The 18,353-nt window shown below is 64.0% G+C and carries 18 protein-coding genes and 1 pseudogene; 13 read left to right on the top strand and 6 right to left on the bottom strand.

Translation table 11 applies throughout. The features are described from left to right. The first annotated feature begins 313 nt into the window (after nt 1-313). From IB277_RS12815 to IB277_RS12800, 3 genes and pseudogenes are all read left to right on the top strand, one after another. The gene (locus IB277_RS12815) at nt 314-844 is read left to right on the top strand and encodes an L-2-amino-thiazoline-4-carboxylic acid hydrolase (RefSeq protein ID WP_060586073.1); all 531 of its coding nucleotides are present in this window, start codon (nt 314-316) and stop codon (nt 842-844) included. Further along, complete coding sequence (locus tag IB277_RS12810) at nt 841-2,094, top strand: Zn-dependent hydrolase (RefSeq protein ID WP_246812599.1); 1,254 nt, start codon at nt 841-843, stop codon at nt 2,092-2,094. Before IB277_RS12815 ends, IB277_RS12810 begins: the two co-directional genes overlap by 4 nt. A gap of 201 nt (nt 2,095-2,295) precedes the next feature. Next, nucleotides 2,296-2,820, top strand: a pseudogene (locus IB277_RS12800) (LysR substrate-binding domain-containing protein); the annotation flags it as partial. A gap of 113 nt (nt 2,821-2,933) precedes the next feature. Here the strand turns inward: IB277_RS12800 and IB277_RS12795 are convergent. Then, nucleotides 2,934-4,163 (bottom strand): ROK family transcriptional regulator, encoded by a 1,230-nt coding sequence (locus tag IB277_RS12795; RefSeq protein WP_112974714.1) that lies wholly within the window; start codon nt 4,161-4,163, stop codon nt 2,934-2,936. Between the two features lie 231 nt (nt 4,164-4,394). On the opposite strand from IB277_RS12795, the gene IB277_RS12790 reads away from it, so the two are divergent. The 6 genes from IB277_RS12790 to IB277_RS12765 all read left to right on the top strand — a co-directional run bounded on the left by IB277_RS12790 (nt 4,395) and on the right by IB277_RS12765 (nt 10,575). Beyond that, nucleotides 4,395-5,633, top strand: a complete 1,239-nt coding sequence (locus IB277_RS12790; RefSeq protein ID WP_112974772.1) for an extracellular solute-binding protein — start codon at nt 4,395-4,397, stop codon at nt 5,631-5,633. 173 nt (nt 5,634-5,806) lie between these two features. After that, a complete protein-coding gene (locus tag IB277_RS12785) occupies nt 5,807-6,688 on the top strand; it encodes a carbohydrate ABC transporter permease (RefSeq protein ID WP_112974713.1) in 882 nt (293 codons plus the stop codon). Continuing rightward, nucleotides 6,688-7,533 carry a carbohydrate ABC transporter permease gene (locus IB277_RS12780; RefSeq protein ID WP_043613640.1) on the top strand — a complete coding sequence of 282 codons (846 nt, stop codon included), beginning with the start codon at nt 6,688-6,690 and terminating at the stop codon, nt 7,531-7,533. The genes IB277_RS12785 and IB277_RS12780 overlap by 1 nt, the downstream gene beginning before the upstream one ends. 5 nt (nt 7,534-7,538) lie before the next feature. Next, the gene (locus IB277_RS12775) at nt 7,539-8,555 is read left to right on the top strand and encodes an SIS domain-containing protein (protein WP_371813591.1); all 1,017 of its coding nucleotides are present in this window, start codon (nt 7,539-7,541) and stop codon (nt 8,553-8,555) included. Between the two features lie 2 nt (nt 8,556-8,557). Further along, nucleotides 8,558-9,493, top strand: coding sequence for a carbohydrate kinase family protein (locus IB277_RS12770; protein WP_112974712.1), 936 nt, complete (start codon nt 8,558-8,560; stop codon nt 9,491-9,493). Continuing rightward, nucleotides 9,490-10,575 (top strand): ABC transporter ATP-binding protein, encoded by a 1,086-nt coding sequence (locus tag IB277_RS12765; RefSeq protein ID WP_060586061.1) that lies wholly within the window; start codon nt 9,490-9,492, stop codon nt 10,573-10,575. Before IB277_RS12770 ends, IB277_RS12765 begins: the two co-directional genes overlap by 4 nt. Nucleotides 10,576-10,641: 66 nt before the next feature. On the opposite strand, the gene IB277_RS12760 is transcribed toward IB277_RS12765, so the two are convergent. From IB277_RS12760 to IB277_RS12745, 4 genes are all read right to left on the bottom strand, one after another. Next, entirely contained in the window at nt 10,642-11,412 is a 771-nt protein-coding gene (locus IB277_RS12760; RefSeq protein WP_060586059.1) for an amino acid ABC transporter ATP-binding protein, read from the bottom strand. A 13-nt stretch (nt 11,413-11,425) separates the two neighbouring features. Continuing rightward, nucleotides 11,426-12,088: an amino acid ABC transporter permease gene (locus IB277_RS12755; RefSeq protein ID WP_034799100.1), complete on the bottom strand. Its 663-nt coding sequence runs from the start codon at nt 12,086-12,088 to the stop codon at nt 11,426-11,428. A 5-nt stretch (nt 12,089-12,093) separates the two neighbouring features. Then, nucleotides 12,094-12,756, bottom strand: a complete 663-nt coding sequence (locus IB277_RS12750) for an amino acid ABC transporter permease (RefSeq protein ID WP_192371015.1) — start codon at nt 12,754-12,756, stop codon at nt 12,094-12,096. 66 nt (nt 12,757-12,822) lie between these two features. Beyond that, nucleotides 12,823-13,662 (bottom strand): transporter substrate-binding domain-containing protein, encoded by an 840-nt coding sequence (locus IB277_RS12745; RefSeq protein ID WP_060521812.1) that lies wholly within the window; start codon nt 13,660-13,662, stop codon nt 12,823-12,825. 162 nt (nt 13,663-13,824) lie between these two features. On the opposite strand from IB277_RS12745, the gene IB277_RS12740 reads away from it, so the two are divergent. Next, the gene (locus tag IB277_RS12740) at nt 13,825-14,883 is read left to right on the top strand and encodes a D-TA family PLP-dependent enzyme (protein ID WP_060586056.1); all 1,059 of its coding nucleotides are present in this window, start codon (nt 13,825-13,827) and stop codon (nt 14,881-14,883) included. Between the two features lie 57 nt (nt 14,884-14,940). On the opposite strand, the gene IB277_RS12735 is transcribed toward IB277_RS12740, so the two are convergent. Further along, on the bottom strand, nt 14,941-15,405 hold the full coding sequence (locus IB277_RS12735; RefSeq protein ID WP_060586054.1) for a dihydrofolate reductase family protein: 465 nt from the start codon (nt 15,403-15,405) through the stop codon (nt 14,941-14,943). 246 nt (nt 15,406-15,651) lie between these two features. Between IB277_RS12735 and IB277_RS12730 the strand changes: the two genes are divergently transcribed. From IB277_RS12730 to IB277_RS12720, 3 genes are all read left to right on the top strand, one after another. Beyond that, nucleotides 15,652-16,653, top strand: coding sequence for a sulfate ABC transporter substrate-binding protein (locus IB277_RS12730; RefSeq protein ID WP_370689622.1), 1,002 nt, complete (start codon nt 15,652-15,654; stop codon nt 16,651-16,653). A gap of 122 nt (nt 16,654-16,775) precedes the next feature. Further along, complete coding sequence (gene cysT / locus IB277_RS12725) at nt 16,776-17,636, top strand: sulfate ABC transporter permease subunit CysT (protein WP_210339605.1); 861 nt, start codon at nt 16,776-16,778, stop codon at nt 17,634-17,636. Continuing rightward, nucleotides 17,626-18,353 (top strand): sulfate ABC transporter permease (locus tag IB277_RS12720; protein ID WP_192339878.1); only part of this gene is annotated, 728 nt, incomplete at its 3' end. The genes cysT and IB277_RS12720, both read left to right, overlap by 11 nt.

Raw genomic sequence — 18,353 nt, 5'->3', positions numbered from 1 at the left:
GGCGTTCAGGCGGCTGGAGGGCTCGGCCTTGTCGCCGCAGCGATCGCGCTTTCCCTGAACGTGCCTATCGCCCGGGAACCTGTTCAAGGGGCGCTGCCTGGGGAAACGCGTAGCGCTAATGGTTCCCGGCTGGCACCCCTGCCGCTCATGATCCGTCGGCAGGCTCGCGATTGCTTCCTGCACAACGACGGAATGGCGCAAAGTATTTGCGCCTGAAGGAATCTTTCCGGCACGGATTTGCAACACAGCAGCATGCCCGGCGTAGTATCCTGTTCTCTGTTGATCTGCCCCGAGGCAGACAGGGAGGCATTGCATGGACAAGACGGACAACCAAAACACCGATTCGCGCGTCGCGATGGATGGCGAGATCGGAATTCTCGCGCGCCGCCGCATCGAGGCCGGCATCATCGCGCCGATCTATGAGGCGATGCGCGAGGAGATCGGCGAGGAGCGCGCCCAGGCGATCCTCGATAAGGCAATCACCAAGGCCGCGATCGAGGCGGGCCGGACCTTTGCCGCAAAGACACCCGGCGGAACCAACCTGCGCACCTTCCAGGAACTTCAGGATCTCTGGACCCAGGACGACGCGCTCGTCATCGAGGTGACGAAGGCGACGGACGAGGAATTCCACTACAACGTCAAGCGCTGTCGCTACGCCGAGACCTATCGCGAGATGGGGCTTGGCCACATCGGACACCTGCTGTCCTGCAACCGCGACGGCGTCTTCTGCACCGGCTACGACCCGCGCATTACGCTGGAGCGCACCCAGACGGTAATGCAGGGCGCCTCCCATTGCGATTTCCGCTACCGGCTCAACAAGGACGCGCCGGAGCAGCAGAAATGAGCACCGAAGCCATGCGCAGCGAAACGACCCGCATCAACACGCCGGCGACGAACGGTGACCGGCTGTGGGCCGACATCATCTCGACCGCGCGTTTCGGCGCTGCGGACAAGGGCGGCGTCACGCGCCTGACTTTGACCGAGGAGGACCGGCAGGTCCGCGACTGGTTCGTTTCCGAATGCCGCACGCTCGGCTGCACGGTCGAGGTCGACGCAATTGGCAACATCTTTGCGACCTATGCCGGCGAGGACATGTCGCTGCCGGCCATCGCCGTCGGCAGCCATCTCGATACCCAGCCGCAAGGCGGCCGCTTCGACGGCATTCTCGGCGTGCTTGCCGGGGTCGAAATCCTGCGCACCCTCAGGGAAAGCGCCACCCGGCTCCGCCATCCGCTCGTGGTCGTCAACTGGACGAACGAGGAAGGCTCGCGCTTCTCGCCGGCAATGTTGGGCTCCGGCGTCTTTGCCGGCGCGCTGTCGATCGATGACGCCCGGGCGCGCAGCGACCGCGAAGGTGTCACGGTCGGCTCGGCGCTCGATGCGATCGGCTATCGCGGCGAGGCCAAGGTCGATCCGGCTTCCTTTGCCGCCTATGTCGAGCTCCATATCGAGCAGGGACCGCTGCTCGAAGCGTCGGCGACGGAGGTCGGTGTCGTCACCGGCATCCAAGGGCTGCGCTGGTTCGATGTCGTCATCACCGGCACTGAGGCGCATGCGGGCAGCACGCCGATGGCGCAGCGCGACGATGCACTTGTAGCGGCGGCCGAGGTCGTCCTTGCCGTCCGCGACATCGCCCGTCAAAACCCGCCGGGTGTCGGCACCGTCGGCTTCGTCGAGGTGGGTCCGAATTCGCGCAATGTCGTGCCCGGTTCCGTTCGACTCCAGATCGACATGCGCCATCCGTCCGAGACCGGGCTCAATCAGATGCAAGCGGCCCTTGAAGACGCTGTCCGCAAGGCTGGGCCAGGCGTCGCCTTGAATCACATCTGGTCGAAGGCACCGGTCGTTTTCGATCCGGCGATCGTGAACGCCGTGCGCGCCAGCACGGAAGCGCTCGGCTATTCGGCGACCGACATGGTCTCCGGTGCCGGGCATGATGCCGCCCATATGGCGACGATCACCCCGACCGCCATGATCTTCGTGCCATCCAAGGACGGGCTCTCGCACAACGAGGCGGAATACACCGCGCCCGAGGAGTGTGCCCGCGGCGCCGAGGTCCTGTTCCAGACCATTCTGGAAATCGACCGCCGCTGACTGCCAAGACAAAACACCCACGGCAGAATATCTGCCGTGGGTGCTTCATTCGCTTGCCCGACGCGGGCCTTAGCCGCGCTGCGAGTCCAGCTGTTCCTGATCCTTCTCGACCTGCTGGGCCTTGAGGTAGCTTTCGATCAGCAGCTGATATTCCGGGAAGACCTTGGTGTAGATCTCGGCCCACTGCTGGGCGTCGTCGCGATGCCAGGTGCGCTGCAGTTCGGAGGCGACGGCGTAATGCCGCCACCGTCGCGGCCGAAGGTGCAGGTCGTGCTCGAAAGCACCAATCGCCGCGTCGACGTTCTGCGTGAAGGCATCGATGTCGCCATCCGCGTGCGCTTCCCGCCGCTCGAGGAAAGCGATCTCGTCGTAAAGCGGTTCGCCGAGAGCAAACAAAGGCTGGTCGCCAGCCCCAGGCTGCTTGCCGGTTTGAGCAACCCGCCGGCACCGGCGGATCTCGGCGGCCTGCCGAGCCTTGCCTGGAACCCCGACCGCCAAAGCCACGACTGGCGGCTCGACGGTCCCAACGGCGCGACCGCGATCGTCCGACATCGGCCACGCCTCGTAACCGAAGACATGGTGGCCCTGCGGCTCGCCGCGCTCAACGGCGTCGGCATCTGCCAGCTGCCGACCATGGTCGTGCGGCAGGACCTGAAAGACGGCACGCTTGTGGACGTTCTGCCCGATTGGGCGCCGAAGGCCGGCATCATTCATGCTGCCTTCCCGTCGCGGCGCGGCCTGCTTCCCTCCGTCCGCGCCCTGCTCGATTTTCTCGGCACCGAGTTTGCGGAACTCGCCCGTCTGGACGAACCCCGGACCTGGTCGTCGAAAGCCGGCGGTCAGATGGCGGCGCCAGCCCGGGTCTTGAGGATCGCGGAAAAGCGCGGATCGAAGGTCCGGCTGATCGGCTCGGCGGCAGCGCCGATCGCCACCGCCCAAGGATCGGTGAAGCCGACCTGCAGCCGAGGAAGTGTACGGTCTCGCCGTTCGGCTATCGACGGAAGCAGCGGCATCATCGCGTCCGCCAGCAGGCGCGCAAGGCCCGGCGGCAGGCCACCGCAGAGGATCACCGTTTGCGGGTCGAAGATCGTTTCCAGCGTCTGGACGGCCGCGCACATTTCAAAGGCGGCGGCATCGATCCACCGCAGCAGCCTTTGGTCCGGGCTCTCTGCCACAGCATCGATGCGTGCATAGAGGTCCGGATCGGCGGGGTCGAGGTCCAGAAGCTTGCACAGCGAAGCGATCGAGGCGCGGTGTTCGAGCGGCATGCGCTCGTCCGAGCTGGCGCCGCGCGGCAGGCTGAGGATCATGCCGATCTCGCCGGCATTGCCGTTCGCACCGCGATAAAGTTCGCCGTTGAGGATCAGGCCCGCGCCGAGGCCATAGCCGAAGTAAATGCAGATCGCATGATCGACGCCATGCGCCGCGCCGACCATACGCTCGGCGGTGGCGGCTGCGGCGGCGTCGTTCTGCAGACCGACATCGAGCCCGGTGCCGGCAGCAAGGGTTTCGAGCAGCGGAAAGTTCTGCCAGGCCGCCATCATCCAGGGGTCGTCGGCATCGGCCTCCACGCCGAAGGGACCGGGCATGGCCGCGCCAAGCCCAACGAGGCGATCTTCCGAATGCGGCGCAAGCGCCGTCAGGTCGCGGCGGGTCTTTTCGATCAGCTCAAGGATGGTCCTGACCCCGGTCGCCGGTCCGCCGGCCGGTAGGTTGGCCTCGCCGCGGGCGAGCACCCGGCCGACGAGATCGACCGCGATCGTACGCGTCACGTGCCGGTCGATCTGCAGCCCAATCGCGAACGCACCCTCCGGCACCAGCCGGTAGGGCGTCGAAGGCTGCCCACGGCCGTTGCGTACGGCTTCCAGCGACTCGACCAGCCCGTCGCGCTCCAGATCCTCGATGATGTTGGAAACGGTCTGCTTCGTCAGTGCCGTTGCGCGGGCGAGGTCAGCGCGGGACAATTGCCCGTTCAGCCGCAACGCGTCTATCATGACGCGGCGGTTATGCGCGCTCGTCCCCTCCTGATTGGTGCCGCTCTTCGCCCGGATCAGGCGCATATCGTTCATCCAAAAACCCCTCTTGACACTCTTAGAATATTGAACAAAAAATAAGTCAAGACAATTGACTTATTAGAGGCCGAAAAGAGCTTCGGGGGAACGACAGCGGCGGCAGGACCACCGCGAGCGCTCCAATTGATATGTCGAAAGCCGCTTCGTGAAGGGCGGACTTCTCGCATGCGGCGTGCCACATAAGGCATGCCGGGAAATCTGAAACGCTTTTGTCATTGGGAGATGGAAATGTTGAAATCCATAAGAACGACGCTGCTTTGCGCGACCCTTGCCGGCGTCTCCTTCGCTGGCCACGCGCATGCGGAAACGACACTCAACGCACTGTTCATGGCACAGGCCGCCTATAGCGAGGCGGATGTGCGCGCGATGACCGAGGCCTTCACCAAGGCCAACCCGGATGTGAAGGTCAATCTCGAATTCGTTCCCTATGAAGGCCTGCACGACAAGACCGTGCTGGCACAGGGCTCCGGCAGCGGTTACGACGTCGTGCTCTTCGACGTGATCTGGCCGGCCGAATATGCCGCCAACAAGGTGCTCGTCGATGTCAGCGACCGCATCACCGACGAGATGAAGTCCGGCGTGCTGCCCGGCGCCTGGACCACGGTCGAATACGACGGCAAGCGCTACGGCATGCCCTGGATCCTCGACACCAAGTACCTGTTCTACAACAAGGAAATCCTGGAGAAGGCCGGCATCAAGGCACCGCCGAAGACTTGGGACGAGCTTGCCGAACAGGCCAAGGTCATCAAGGACAAGGGCCTGCTCACAACCCCGATCGCATGGAGCTGGTCGCAGGCCGAAGCCGCGATCTGCGACTACACCACGCTCGTCAGCGCCTATGGCGGCAAGTTCATCGACGGCGGCAAGCCGGCCTTTACCACCGGCGGCGGTCTCGATGCGCTCAACTACATGGTGACAAGCTACACCTCGGGCCTCACCAATCCGAACTCCAAGGAATTCCTGGAGGAGGACGTGCGTAAGGTGTTCCAGAACGGCGAAGCCGCCTTCGCGCTCAACTGGACCTATATGTACAACCTCGCCAACGATCCGAAGGAAAGCAAGGTCGCGGGCAAGGTCGGCGTCGTGCCGGCCCCGGGCGTGGCCGGCAAGAGCGAAGTCTCGGCCGTCAACGGCTCGATGGGCCTCGGCGTCACCTCGACCAGCAAGAGCCCGGACGAGGCCTGGAAGTACATCGTCTACATGACCTCGCAGCAGACGCAGAACGCCTACGCCAAGCTCAGCCTGCCGATCTGGGCCTCCTCCTATGAGGACGCCAGCGTCACCAAGGGCCAGGAAGAGCTGATCGGCGCCGCCAAGCTTGGCCTCGCTGCCATGTATCCGCGTCCGACGACCCCCAAGTACCAGGAACTTTCGACCGCCCTTCAACAGGCGATCCAGGAAGCGCTTCTCGGCCAGGCCTCGGCCGAAGACGCCCTGAAGACGGCGGCCGTAAACAGCGGCCTTTGAGCCGCCCTCCCAAGCCCCGGGCGGGAGACCGCCCGGGGACCGCGGGAATCGGCGGCAGCGCTGCCACGCTTTAACACTTTGATTTGGCGCATCATTCGCTTGGGTCGATTACGGTCCGGGGCAATATGCGATAGCATGACGGGGCTCCCTAGGCCCGAGAAGGTTTCCATCCTATGTCCGGCACCTGGATAACAACGCGCGCATGGCTGCTCATGCTGCCGCTGCTGGCGGTGATGATCGCCGTCATCGGCTGGCCGTTGATCGACACGGTCAGGCTTTCCTTCACCGACGCCAAGCTCGTCGGCACGGAAGGCGCGTTCGTCGGCTTCGACAACTATGCGAAGATGCTTGGCGGCTCGAACTTCCTGCGTGCATTCATCACGACGACCTGGTTCGCGGTCGTCTCGGTTACCGCCGAAATGGTGCTCGGCGTGCTCGCAGCGCTGCTGCTCAACCAGCAGTTCCGCGGCCGCACGGCGCTCAGAGCCCTGATGATCCTGCCCTGGGCGCTACCGACCGTGGTCAACGCCACACTTTGGCGGCTGATCTACAACCCGGAATACGGCGCGTTGAACGCCGCCCTGACGCAGATCGGCCTGATCAACGGATACCGCTCCTGGCTCGGCGAGCCCGGCTCGGCGCTGACGGCATTGATCGTCGCCGATTGCTGGAAGAATTTCCCGCTGGTCGCGCTGATCGCGCTTGCAGCCCTTCAGGCCGTGCCGCGAGATATCACCGCTGCCTCGCTCGTCGACGGCGCGGGCCCCTTCAACCGTTTCCGCTACGTCATCATGCCCTATCTCGCGGGCCCGCTGCTGGTAGCGCTGGTGCTGCGTACCATCGAGGCCTTCAAGGTCTTCGACCTCATCTGGGTGATGACGCGCGGTGGTCCGGCCAACAGCACCCGCACCCTGTCGATCCTCGTCTACCAGGAAGCCTTCTCCTTCCAGCGGGCGGGATCCGGCGCCTCGCTGGCGCTGATCGTCACCCTGCTCGTCACCGTGCTCGCCGTTGCCTACGCGGCCATGGTGCGCAAAGCCGCGGGAGCCTCGTGATGGAACGCCAAAGCCCAATCTTTACCGTTTTCGTCTATGCGGCGGCACTGCTCTTGGCGGCGATCATTCTCGCCCCGATCCTCTGGCTCTTCGTCATGAGCATTTCGTCGGCCGCCGACCTCTCGGCGAAACCGCTCAACTGGTGGCCGGAGGAAATCGACCTCTCGCGCTACCGGCTGCTACTGTCGACGATCGAGAACAGCGCGGGTGCGGCCTTCACCGCTTCGCTGTTCAACAGCCTGAAGGTCGCCGGCATGGCGACGCTGGCAGCAATCGCGGTCGCCATTCCGGCAGCCTGGGCGGTATCGCGCACGTCAAATGTCTCCTGGTCGCTCTATGCGGTGATCGCCACCTACATGCTGCCGCCGGTGGCGCTCGCCGTGCCGCTCTACATGGGGCTTGCCTATCTCGGGCTTCTGAACTCGGTGTTCGGCCTGGCGCTCGTCTACCTCACCATCCTCGCGCCCTTCACCACCTGGCTCTTGAAATCCGGCTTTGACTCCATTCCGAAGGAAATCGAGAGTGCGGCGATGATCGACGGCGCCCGCCTCGACCAGATCCTGCGGCTCATCACCCTGCCGCTCGCAGCACCCGTCATGGCGACATCGGCACTCTTTGCCTTCCTGCTTGCCTGGGACGAATTCTTCTACGCGCTGCTCTTCACGTCGGACCTGCGCGCGAAGACGCTTACGGTTGCCATTTCCGATCTCGCCGGCGGCCGTGTCTCCGATTACGGGCTGATCGCCACAGCCGGGGTGCTGGCCGCCCTGCCCCCGGTCTTGATCGGCCTCGTCATGCAACGTGCCCTGATCTCCGGGCTTACCAGCGGCGGTGTGAAGGGATGACGGCCATGACCACTTCGGAACGCCCCGCAGGGCTCGCCGCAATCGATCGTGAAATGGCGCGCCAGGCCGCCGATGCGGTCGCCTCCGTCCGCGGCGCAGCACCGCGCGCCGCAGAGATTGCCCGCTCGCTGAAAGCGACCGGCAAACTCCTGCTGCTCGGCATGGGCGGCTCGCATGCGGTCGGCCGCGCCGTCGAACCGCTCTACCGCGCTCATGGCATCGACGCCGTCGCCCTGCCGCTTTCAGAGCAGCTCGGCCAGCCGCTGTCGATCGAGGAGAAGACGATCCTCATCACTTCGCAGTCCGGTGAAAGCGCCGAGGTGCTGCGCTGGTTCGCCGAGACCAATGGCGGAACGCCCCATACGTTCGGGCTGACGCTGGAGGGGAGCTCCTTCCTGGCAAAGAGCGCGCCTTCGCTGGTCGGCGTCGGCGGGACCGAAAAGGCCTTTGCCGCGACCCGCAGCCTGACGATCAGCTTCGCCCTGCACCTCTCCGTCCTCGCAGCCCTCGGCGATGACCCCGGCGAAGCGCTTTCCGCGTTGGAAAACCCGCAATCGCCGGATACGTCCGCAGCGCTTGCGGCCCTGAGCAACGTTCGCTCCGTCGTCACCTCGGGCCGTCGCCTGCAGGGACTGGCCGAGGCGATCGGTCTCGGCTTGACCGAACTCTCGCGCCTGCCCTGTTTCTCGCTCGAAGGCGGCCAGCTCCGGCATGGGCCTATGGAAATGCTCGGCCCTTCGGTTGGTGTCGTTCTCTTTCGTGGAACGGATGCAACCGCCGAGCTCGTTCGCGCCATGGCGATCTCCGCCGCCGAAGCCGGTTCGCCGGTCATCGTCTTCGACGCTTCCGGTGAGGCGGCAATCGATGGCGTCAACACCATTCCCTTTGCGCCGGCTTCCGGCCTGGCGGCGATCTTCGCCATGTTGCCGGTTGCCCAGTCCTTCATGATCGCCTTTGCGGCGGCCCGCGTCGAAAATGCCGGCACTCCCGTGCGCTCGACCAAGATTACCCGGAGCGAATAACGATGCGTCCTCTTGCCGTCGTCGGCAACGCCAATGTCGACCTCATTCTTGGGCCGGCGGCCCCCTGGCCCAAGGCCGGAACCGAAATCATCGTCGACCATGACGAGTTGCGCGTCGGCGGTTGCGCCGGCAACAGCGCGCTTGCCTGGGATTCGCTCGGCGTCGACTATGCGATCGCCGCCAATGTCGGCAACGACCAGTTCGGCACCTGGCTGAGGCAGGCCTTTCCCGAGCGGTCGAAGGCGTGGCCGGTCGAGACTGTCGGAACCACCCTCTCGGTCGGCATCACCCATCCGGACGGCGAGCGCACGTTCTTCACCACGCGCGGGCACCTGCCACTCTTAAGCTTCGAGGAAGTCCGCGCCATGCTCGACGGCGAGCAGTTGCGCGGCGGTTACGCGCTCCTGACCGGTTCATTCCTGACCGACGCGCTGACGGCAGACTACGACCGGTTCTTCGACTGGGCCGATGCGCACGACATTGCGGTGGCCCTCGACACCGGCTGGCCGCTTGACGGCTGGACGGAGGCGAACTGTGCGGCGGCCATCGGCTGGCTCAAGCGCTGCCGGCTGGCTCTGTTCAACGAGGTCGAAACGACGACGCTGACGGGTGTCGCCGACCCGGCCGAAGCGGCACGCGAACTCCGAAAACATATGCCCGAAGGCGCGATCGTCGTCGTCAAGCGCGGATCGCATGGCGCGATAGCCATTGACGCGGCAGGCCGCCTTTCGTCGGCGGCAGCACCCGTCGTCGCCGTGGTCGACACGATCGGCGCCGGCGACGTCTTCAATGCCGGTTTCCTCGCGGCACTTGCCGCCGAAATGCCCGTGGAAGCATGCCTTCGAACCGGCGTCGCCATCGCTTCCGAAGCGATCTCCACCCTGCCGCGCAGCTACGGCCAACCGCTTTCGTCCTACCTTCAGGAGACCCGCGCATGAGCGCACTTGCGATTGAGAACATTCACAAGCGCTATGGCGAGGTCGAGACGCTGAAGGGCATCGACATCGCGCTCGAAAGTGGCGAGTTCCTGGTCCTTCTCGGCTCATCCGGCTGCGGCAAGTCCACACTTCTCAACATCATCGCCGGACTGGCGGAGCCAAGCGGCGGCGACATCCGCATCGGCGAGCGCTCAATTCTCGGCGCGCATCCGAAGGACCGCGACATCGCCATGGTGTTCCAGTCCTATGCGCTCTATCCGAACATGAGCGTCGCGCGGAACATCGGCTTCGGCCTTGAAATGCGCAAGGTCCCCTCGGCCGAGCGCGAAAAGGCGGTGGCGGAGACGGCAAAACTGCTGCAGATCGAAAACCTGCTCGAGCGCAAGCCAAGCCAGCTCTCCGGCGGCCAGCGGCAGCGCGTCGCGATCGGCCGCGCACTGGTGCGCAATCCGCAGGTCTTCCTCTTCGACGAGCCGCTGTCCAACCTCGACGCCAAGCTGCGCATGGAAATGCGCACCGAGCTCAAGCGCCTGCACCAGATGTTGAAGACGACCGTCGTCTACGTCACACACGACCAGATCGAGGCTATGACGCTCGCAACCCGCATCGCCGTGATGCGCGACGGCCGGATCGAGCAACTGGGCACACCGGAAGAGATCTACGACCGGCCCGCCACGCTCTATGTCGCCGGCTTCGTCGGCTCGCCGCCGATGAACATTTTGGACGCGACCGTTGCGCAAGGCACGGTGACGATCGCCGGCGGTGATCAGGCAATCGCCCTGCCGCCCCATTTTCGCGGCCTGGTCTCCGATGGTCAGCGCGTCAAGGTCGGCATTCGTCCTGAAGCACTGCGGCTGGCCGCCGGCAACGAGGCCGCGCCGCAATTCAAGGCGCGCGTCGAAGTGGTTGAGCTCACGGGCCCCGAGCTCGTCACCACGGCGCGGATCGGCGAACAGCGCATTACCGCCTGCCTGCCGCCGCGCAGTTCGCTTCTGGCCGGCGACGAGCGCGCATTCAGCATCGAGGCCGATGCGCTGCATCTCTTCGATCCGCAAAGCGGCCGGTCGCTGGCGAAAGGCTGAGCCTTTCGCGACAAACAACAGCCGGCCGTCGCTCTCGCGGCGGCCGGCCCGATCATAGGCCCTAAATCAATTGAAGGACGAGCTTTTCAGGAACTCCGCCAGGCGCTCGGTCTGCGGCTTCACGAACATTTCCTTCGGGTTGCCCTCTTCGCCGATGCGGCCCTGGTTCATGAAGATCACGCGCGTCGAGACCTCATAGGCAAAGCGCATTTCGTGGGTGACGAGCAGCATGCTCATGCCGTCTTCGGCAAGCCCCTTGATCACCTGCAGCACCTCGTTGACGAGTTCGGGATCGAGCGCCGAGGTCACTTCATCGAACAGCATCAGCTTCGGGTTCATTGCGATCGCCCGGGCGATCGCCACGCGCTGCTGCTGGCCGCCGGAGAGCTGGCCGGGATAATGATCCATGCGTGAGAGCAGCCCGACACGGTCCAGCCATTTCTCGGCAACCGCCCGCGCCTCATCGCGTCCCATACCGCGGACCTTCATCAGGCCGAGCATGATGTTTCTGGCCGCGGTCATATGCGGGAAGAGGTTGAACTGCTGGAAGGCCATGCCGGTCATCGCCCGCTGGCGGGCGATTTCCTTTTCCTTCTTGCGGCGGCGTTGGCCGCCCACGGTCTCGTAGCCGATCTCCTGGCCGTCTATGCGGATCGAGCCGCCCTGAAACTCCTCCAGCATGTTGATACAGCGCAGCATCGTCGTCTTGCCCGAGCCGCTGGAGCCGATGATGGAGATGACCTCCCCTTGCGCCATGGTGCAGTCGACGCCCTTCAGCACTTCGACGGCGCCGTAGCGTTTGTGGAGGTCACGGATTTCAAGCAGTGTCTGGGTCATCGGAGCCGAAGCCTCAGGATGGGACAGCGGTCTTGCGTTCGACGTAACGGCCGAAGCGCTCGATGCTGTAGTTGATGACGAAATAGAGGAAGCCGGCGAAGAAATAGAACTCCAGGCTCATGAAGCTGCGGGAGATCTGCTCCTGGGTGCGAAGCAAAAGCTCGGCGACGCCGATGATCGACAGAAGCGTCGAGGCCTTGACCATCTCGGCCGCCGTATTGACCCAGGCCGGCAGCGCCTGCCGCAACGCCTGCGGCCCGAGCACGTAGACGAAGGTCTGCGAGAATGTCAGGCCGATGGCTTTCGCCGCCTCCGTCTGCCCCTTCGGGATCGCCTGCAGGGCGCCGCGGACGAGTTCGCCGACATGCGAACTGCAGAAGACCGAGAGCGCCAGGATGCCGGCCTGGAAGGGCCCGAGATCGATACCGACGGTGCTAAGCACATAGTAGCTCGCCAGAACGAGCACCAGCACCGGCGTGCCACGGATGAAATCCGTATAGCCGCGCACGACCCATTGCACCGGGCGATAGCCATAGGTGAGCGCCAGGCCGACGAAGACGCCGAGCACCGTTCCGACGACGATCGACAGGAAGGAGATCGAGATCGAGACACCAAGCCCCTTCAGCAAGGGAATGCGGGCGAGCCAGAGCTGGTCGAGAAATGCTGGAAAATCCATGGCGATCACCTCGGCACGGAGAGACGGCGCTCGACCGCGCGCATCAAGGCGGCCAATACCGAGCAGGTGGCGACATAGAGGCAGCTCGCAACGATCCAGGTTTCGATCACCCGAAAGGTCTCGACATTGATCTTGCGCGCCTCGAAGGTCAGTTCGGGTACTGCGATCGCGGCTGCAAGCGAAGTGTCCTTGAACAGCGAGATCATCGTGCTGCTCAAGGATGGCAGGACGTTGCGCAGCATCAAGGGAAGGATGATCGAGGTGCGTATCTGCATTTCCGTGAGCCCGATCGCCAGCCCCGCCTCGCGCTGCCCCGGCGGAACTGAAAGCAGCCCACCGCGGAAGACTTCGGCGAGATAGGCGCCGGAATAGATCGCCAGCGTCAGCACGAAGCTCTCGATCTTGCCGAGCCTGACGCCGAGCTGCGGCAAGGCGAAGTAACTGAACAGCACCAGCACCAGGATCGGCGTGTTGCGGATGACGGTCACATAGAGGCCGGCCGGCTTGCGCAGGAACAGGTTTTTCGACACCAGCCCGATAGCGGTGACGAGACCGATCAGGCAACCCGCAAGGATTGCCGCGAATGCGAGGCCGAGACTGAGCGCCAGCCCTTCGAGCAGAAGATCGAAAGAGCGCCAGACGGCGGCAAAATTCAGAGTATAGCCCATGTTTCAGCCACCCATGCCGAAGGACGCAGGACGACCCCGCAGGCGGCGGGATCGCCCCGGAGAGGCTTACTTGTACTCGACCGGGAATCCGATCTGCGGCGGAGCAAGGTCCTTGCCGAACCAGGTCTTGAACGACTTCGCATAGAAATCGAACTCGACGCCGGTCATCGCCTCGTGCAGTGCGGTGTTGACGAAGTTCAACCAGTCCTGGTCGCCGCGCTTGACGCCGCAGGCATAGGTCTGCGGGTTCCAGCCGTAGCCGGCATCCTTGTAGCGGTTGGGGTTCTGCGTCATGTACCAGGCGAGCGACGACTGGTCGGTGGCGACCGTGTCGGCACGACCGGATTCCAGCGCCTGATAGATAAGGTCGACGGACTCGTACTGGTCCACCGTCGCTTCCGGCAAGGCGGCATGCACCATGGCCTCGGCATAGACGTTCTGCAGGACGGATACGGTGACGGACGAGCCGCCGGCCTTGAGCGCAGCGTAATCGGCATATTTGCCGTCGGCCTTCAGCATCAGGCCCACGCCCTCGCGATAGTAGGGAATGGTGAAGGCGATCTGCTGCGCGCGCTCACCGGTCACCGTCATGAACTGGCAGGTGATGTCCACCTTGTTGGTGGTGATGTTCGGAATGCGGGCGTCGGACGACTGGTTGACGAACTCGATCTTCTCCGGATCGCCGAAGAGGGCCTTGGCGATGATGCGCCCCATGTCGACATCGAAGCCCTGCAGCTTGTCGTCGGCGCTTTTGAAATGCCACGGCGCATTGGTGCTGCCGGTGCCCATGACCAGATGGCCGCGGGCGATAACTTCGTCCAGCTTGCTCGCCGGCTCCTGGGCCAAGGCCGAGCCGGCCATAGCCATGACTGCGACGGCAGCCGCTGCAAAAACGGTCTTGCTCATTTCATTCCTCCCTTTTTTAGCCTCCCCACCATTATTCTATTACTATGCATCATAATCTTGAATAATGGATTGACGTATCAAAGGCCCGCGGTCATATCTTGTCAAGGGCAGTTGAGGTAGTTTCGCCCCGATCCTGCGCCGCCCAAGAGGAGTTGAGTCGCGATGCCCCTGCCGATCGAAACCCCGGCCGTTCTCGTCGATCTTGAAATTGCCAAGCGCAACATCGAGCGCTTTCAGGCCTATGCGGATGAGCACGGCATTCGCGTGCGCCCCCACATCAAGACGCACAAGCTGCCGCAGATGGCCGAGCTTCAACTTCAAGCCGGCGCCATCGGCATCACCTGCCAGAAGGTCACCGAGGCGGAGGCGATGGTTGCGGGCAGCGACCGGATCAAGGACGTGCTGATCACCTACAACATTCTCGGCGACGCCAAGATGGCGCGGCTGGAGCGGCTCAATGACCGCGTTTCGCTCTCGGTCGTCGCCGACAGCGAAACGGTCATCGACGGGCTCGCCGGCTATTTCGCCGACAAGGACAAGCCGCTGCACGTGCTTGTCGAATGCAACACCGGCGCCGATCGCTGCGGTGTCGGCTCCCCGGCAGAGGCCGCCAAGCTCGCCCGCCGGATCGAAGAGGCAAAGGGGCTCGTGTTCGGCGGCCTGATGACCTATCCGCCCGTCAACGGCCAGGCGAAGGTCCAGGCCTTCATGAGCGAGGCGAAGCAGTTGATCGAGGCCGACGGCATCACTGTCCCCGCTATCACCTCAGGCGGCACGCCGAGCATGATGCATGCCGACGGCGCGCCTGTTGCCAGCGAATACCGCCCCGGAACCTATATCTACAACGACCGCTCGCTGGTTTCGCGCGGCGTCGCCGGCTGGAACGAGTGCGCGCTGACGGTGCTTGCGACCGTCGTCTCGGTCCCCTCCGAGAACCGCGCCATCATCGATGCCGGCAGCAAGGTGCTGACCTCGGATCTACTCGGCCTCACCGGCTACGGCCACGTGCTCGGCCGCGACGACATCCGCATCGACCAGCTCTCTGAGGAACACGGCCGCCTCGTCACCGACGGGCCAATCGGGCTCAAGGTCGGCGAGCAGCTGAGGATCGTGCCGAACCACGCCTGCGTCGTGACCAACATGTTCGACGCCGTCCATATCGTCGAAGGCGACAGGCTGAAGGATATCTGGCCGGTAGTGGCGCGCGGCCACGTGCTTTAGCCGGTCGCCATAGTTGAGCGGCGCGTTTGCCGCGCCGCCACTCTTGACGCTCCGCGCTCAGCGGACCCGGTCATAAACGAGCGCGATCTTGCCCCGCTCACCCGTCTCCTGGTGCGCAACGCGCCACGTCGTGCCCGGCAGGCCGTCCTCGAAGAGCCGCGCGCCACCTCCTGCAATCTCCAGGCAGATCAGCAGATAGGGCCTGTCGATCATGTCGGCCGAAAGGAGCGACTTGATGAGGCTGGCGCTGCTGTTGACGAGAATGTCACCTTCGCCGGACGCCTTGAGGTCTGAAACGACGTCCATCACCGATCCATTCGCGATCCGCGTGCGCTCCCAGGGAGCTTCGGTCAGCATCCTCGAAAACACCACCTTTTCCGCCCCGACCAGCCTGTCCGCATAGCCGCGGTCGCGAGAATAGGCCGCTTCGTCCCCGGCAGCCGCCGACCAGTAACCGAGGAAGCCTTCGGCGTTCAGCCGGCCGAGCACGGCCGTCGTCGCCTCCTCCCAGATGCCCGCCAAATATTTCCGCCGCCGCGCATTTTTTCTGGACAGCGGCTTCGCGCTCTCCATGTATTCTGTCGTTGGTTTGGCGCGGTCGCGGAGGCGGTTGCAGGCAAACCGTTCCCGAAAAGCCCGACAAAACGATAGGACATTTCCCCATAGCTGCTTCTGGCGTCATCGGTTTACGTTGTAGCAGTCGACAAAATTGATAGTTTTATCTGGTAACCAATGGAGGTCGAAATGGTCTTTGGACGAATTACCGGAATGGTGGGACTGGCAATCGTGCTCGGAGGCCTGCAGCTGGGAGCTGCAAGTGTTGCGTTTGCCGACACGACGATCCTGAACGTGTCTTATGATCCGACACGAGAACTCTACAAGGACTTCAATGCTGCCTTTGCCGAGAAGTGGAAGGCGGACACCGGTGAGACCGTGACGATCCAGACGTCGCACGGCGGTTCGGGCAAGCAGGCCCGCTCGGTCATCGACGGCCTGCAGGCCGACGTCGTGACGCTGGCGCTCGAAGCGGACATCGACGCGATCGCCAAGGAAACCGGCAAGATCCCGGCAGACTGGAAGACGAAGTTCGAAAACAACAGCGCGCCCTACACGTCGACGATCGTGTTCCTGGTGCGCAAAGGCAACCCCAAGGGCATCAAGGACTGGGGCGATCTGGTCAAGCCCGATATCCAGGTGATCACGCCAAACCCGAAGACCTCGGGCGGCGCGCGCTGGAACTTCCTCGCTGCCTGGGCCTATGGCCGCTCCGCCAATGGCGGTGACGACGCCAAGGCGCAGGAATATGTGACCGAGCTCTTCAAGCACGTGCCGGTGCTCGATACCGGCGCGCGTGGCGCTACGACGACCTTCGTGCAGCGCGGCCTCGGCGACGTGCTGCTCGCCTGGGAAAACGAAGCCTACCTGTCGCTCGAGGAACTCGGCCCCGACAAGTTCGAGATCGTCACGCCGTCGATCTCGATCAAGGCGGAGCCGCCCGTAGCGCTCGTCGACGGCAACGTCGACACCAAGGGTACACGCAAGGTGGCGGAAGCCTATCTCGGCTACCTCTACAGCGATGCCGGCCAGAAGATCGCGGCCAAGCACTACTACCGGCCGTTCAAGCCGGCAGCGGCAGACCCGGCCGATATCAAGCGGTTCGGCGAACTGAAGCTCGTCACCATCGAAGACTTCGGCGGCTGGAAAGAAGCCCAGCCAAAATTCTTCGGCGACGGCGGTGTCTTCGACACGCTCTACAAGCCGGGCCAATAAAACCTGAACAGCGCGCGCAGCCGGCGAGCCTGCCTGCGCGCGCTGCTTCGCGTCGCGCCGGGCCGAGCCCTCGAGCGAAGCGCGTTTCATCGTGCCGCGTAAAGACTGCAAAGGTAGTGCCATTGACGGATGCGACGAAGACTGCACCCTGGCAATTTCGCCAGCCGAGTGTTTTGCCTGGATTTGGATTGTCGCTCGGGATCACGCTGAGCTGGCTGGTTCTGATCGTGTTGATCCCGTTGTCGGGACTGGTGTTTCGGGCCAGCGGGCTCGGCTGGGCGCAGTTCGTGGCGCTGGCGCTTGATCCGCGCACGCTCAATGCCTTGAAGATCTCCTTCGGCACGGCCTTTATCGCTGCCGTTATCAATCTCGTCTTCGGTGTCATCCTCGCCTGGGTATTGGTGCGCTACCGTTTCCCCGGCAAGCGGGTGATCGACGCCATGGTCGACCTGCCGTTTGCGCTGCCGACCGCGGTTGCCGGCATTGCGCTGACGACGCTCTATGCCCCGAACGGCTGGATCGGCCAGTTCCTGGAACCACTTGGCCTCAAGATCGCCTTCACCCCGGCCGGCATCGTCATCGCCTTGATCTTCGTCGGCCTTCCCTTCGTGGTCAGGACCGTGCAGCCGATCATGGAGGAGATCGACAAGGAAGTGGAGGAGGCCGCCGCCACCCTTGGCGCCAGCCGCTTCCAGACGATCAGCCGGGTATTGCTGCCGGGGCTCTTGCCAGCCGGCCTCACCGGCTTTGCGCTCGCCTTTGCCCGCGGTGTCGGCGAATACGGCTCGGTGATCTTCATCGCCGGCAACCTTCCTTATGTCTCCGAGATCGCGCCGCTGCTGATCGTCATCCGGCTCGAAGAGTTCAACTATGCGGCTGCGACAGCAATTGCCGCGGTCATGCTGGCGATCTCGTTTGCCATGCTGCTCCTCATCAACTCGATCCAGGCCTGGAGCCGGCGGAGATATGTCTATGTCGCATGACCTGACCGCCGCCTCAGCACCCAGTCCCGGCCTCAGTCCGGCCTCCGGCCCTCGCGCCGCCCTGCCGGAACTGGCCGCTGCCACCTCCGAAAGCCGCTTTGCCCGACTGACGCTGACGATCACGGCGCTTGCCTTCGTCGCGCTGTTTTTGCTTTTGCCGCTCGCCGCCGTCTTCACCGAGGCGCTGCGCAAGGGCGTGACGGAATTCGTGCTGGCGCTTGGCGATGCCGAAACCTTTTCCGCCATCCGCCTGACGCTGATCGTCGCCGCCATCGCCGTGCCGCTCAACCTCGTCTTCGGGGTGGCCGCCGCCTGGGCGATCGCCAAGTTCGAGTTCAAGGGCAAGGCCTTCCTGACGACGCTGATCGACCTGCCGTTCTCGGTCTCGCCGGTGATCTCCGGCCTCGTCTTCGTGCTTCTGTTCGGCTCGCACAGTGTCCTTGGTCCCTGGTTGCAGAGCCACGGCATCCAGATCCTCTTTGCCGTGCCGGGCCTGGTGCTCGCCACCGTCTTCGTCACCTTCCCCTTCGTCGCCCGCGAGCTGATCCCGTTGATGCAGGAACAGGGCAGTAGCGACGAGGAGGCAGCACTGTCTCTCGGGGCATCGGGCTGGCAGACCTTCTGGCATGTGACGCTGCCCAACATCAAATGGGGGCTGCTTTACGGCGTGCTTTTGTGCAACGCCCGCGCCATGGGCGAGTTCGGCGCCGTCTCGGT

Origin of the sequence: Ensifer sp. ENS07, assembly GCF_014852185.1 — a bacterium.
GTDB lineage: Bacteria > Pseudomonadota > Alphaproteobacteria > Rhizobiales > Rhizobiaceae > Ensifer > Ensifer adhaerens.
The sequence above is the reverse complement of the archived record's forward strand: the minus strand, read 5'-3'. Positions and strand labels throughout refer to the sequence as shown.

Bases quoted from the DNA above. Each gene is read 5' to 3' on its own strand.
- IB277_RS12815 (WP_060586073.1), top strand. From the start codon at position 314: ATGGACAAGACGGACAACCAAAACACCGATTCGCGCGTCGCGATGGAT.
- IB277_RS12810 (WP_246812599.1), top strand. From the start codon at position 841: ATGAGCACCGAAGCCATGCGCAGCGAAACGACCCGCATCAACACGCCG.
- IB277_RS12795 (WP_112974714.1), bottom strand. From the start codon at position 4,163: ATGAACGATATGCGCCTGATCCGGGCGAAGAGCGGCACCAATCAGGAG.
- IB277_RS12790 (WP_112974772.1), top strand. From the start codon at position 4,395: ATGTTGAAATCCATAAGAACGACGCTGCTTTGCGCGACCCTTGCCGGC.
- IB277_RS12785 (WP_112974713.1), top strand. From the start codon at position 5,807: ATGTCCGGCACCTGGATAACAACGCGCGCATGGCTGCTCATGCTGCCG.
- IB277_RS12780 (WP_043613640.1), top strand. From the start codon at position 6,688: ATGGAACGCCAAAGCCCAATCTTTACCGTTTTCGTCTATGCGGCGGCA.
- IB277_RS12775 (WP_371813591.1), top strand. From the start codon at position 7,539: ATGACCACTTCGGAACGCCCCGCAGGGCTCGCCGCAATCGATCGTGAA.
- IB277_RS12770 (WP_112974712.1), top strand. From the start codon at position 8,558: ATGCGTCCTCTTGCCGTCGTCGGCAACGCCAATGTCGACCTCATTCTT.
- IB277_RS12765 (WP_060586061.1), top strand. From the start codon at position 9,490: ATGAGCGCACTTGCGATTGAGAACATTCACAAGCGCTATGGCGAGGTC.
- IB277_RS12760 (WP_060586059.1), bottom strand. From the start codon at position 11,412: ATGACCCAGACACTGCTTGAAATCCGTGACCTCCACAAACGCTACGGC.
- IB277_RS12755 (WP_034799100.1), bottom strand. From the start codon at position 12,088: ATGGATTTTCCAGCATTTCTCGACCAGCTCTGGCTCGCCCGCATTCCC.
- IB277_RS12750 (WP_192371015.1), bottom strand. From the start codon at position 12,756: ATGGGCTATACTCTGAATTTTGCCGCCGTCTGGCGCTCTTTCGATCTT.
- IB277_RS12745 (WP_060521812.1), bottom strand. From the start codon at position 13,662: ATGAGCAAGACCGTTTTTGCAGCGGCTGCCGTCGCAGTCATGGCTATG.
- IB277_RS12740 (WP_060586056.1), top strand. From the start codon at position 13,825: ATGCCCCTGCCGATCGAAACCCCGGCCGTTCTCGTCGATCTTGAAATT.
- IB277_RS12730 (WP_370689622.1), top strand. From the start codon at position 15,652: ATGGTGGGACTGGCAATCGTGCTCGGAGGCCTGCAGCTGGGAGCTGCA.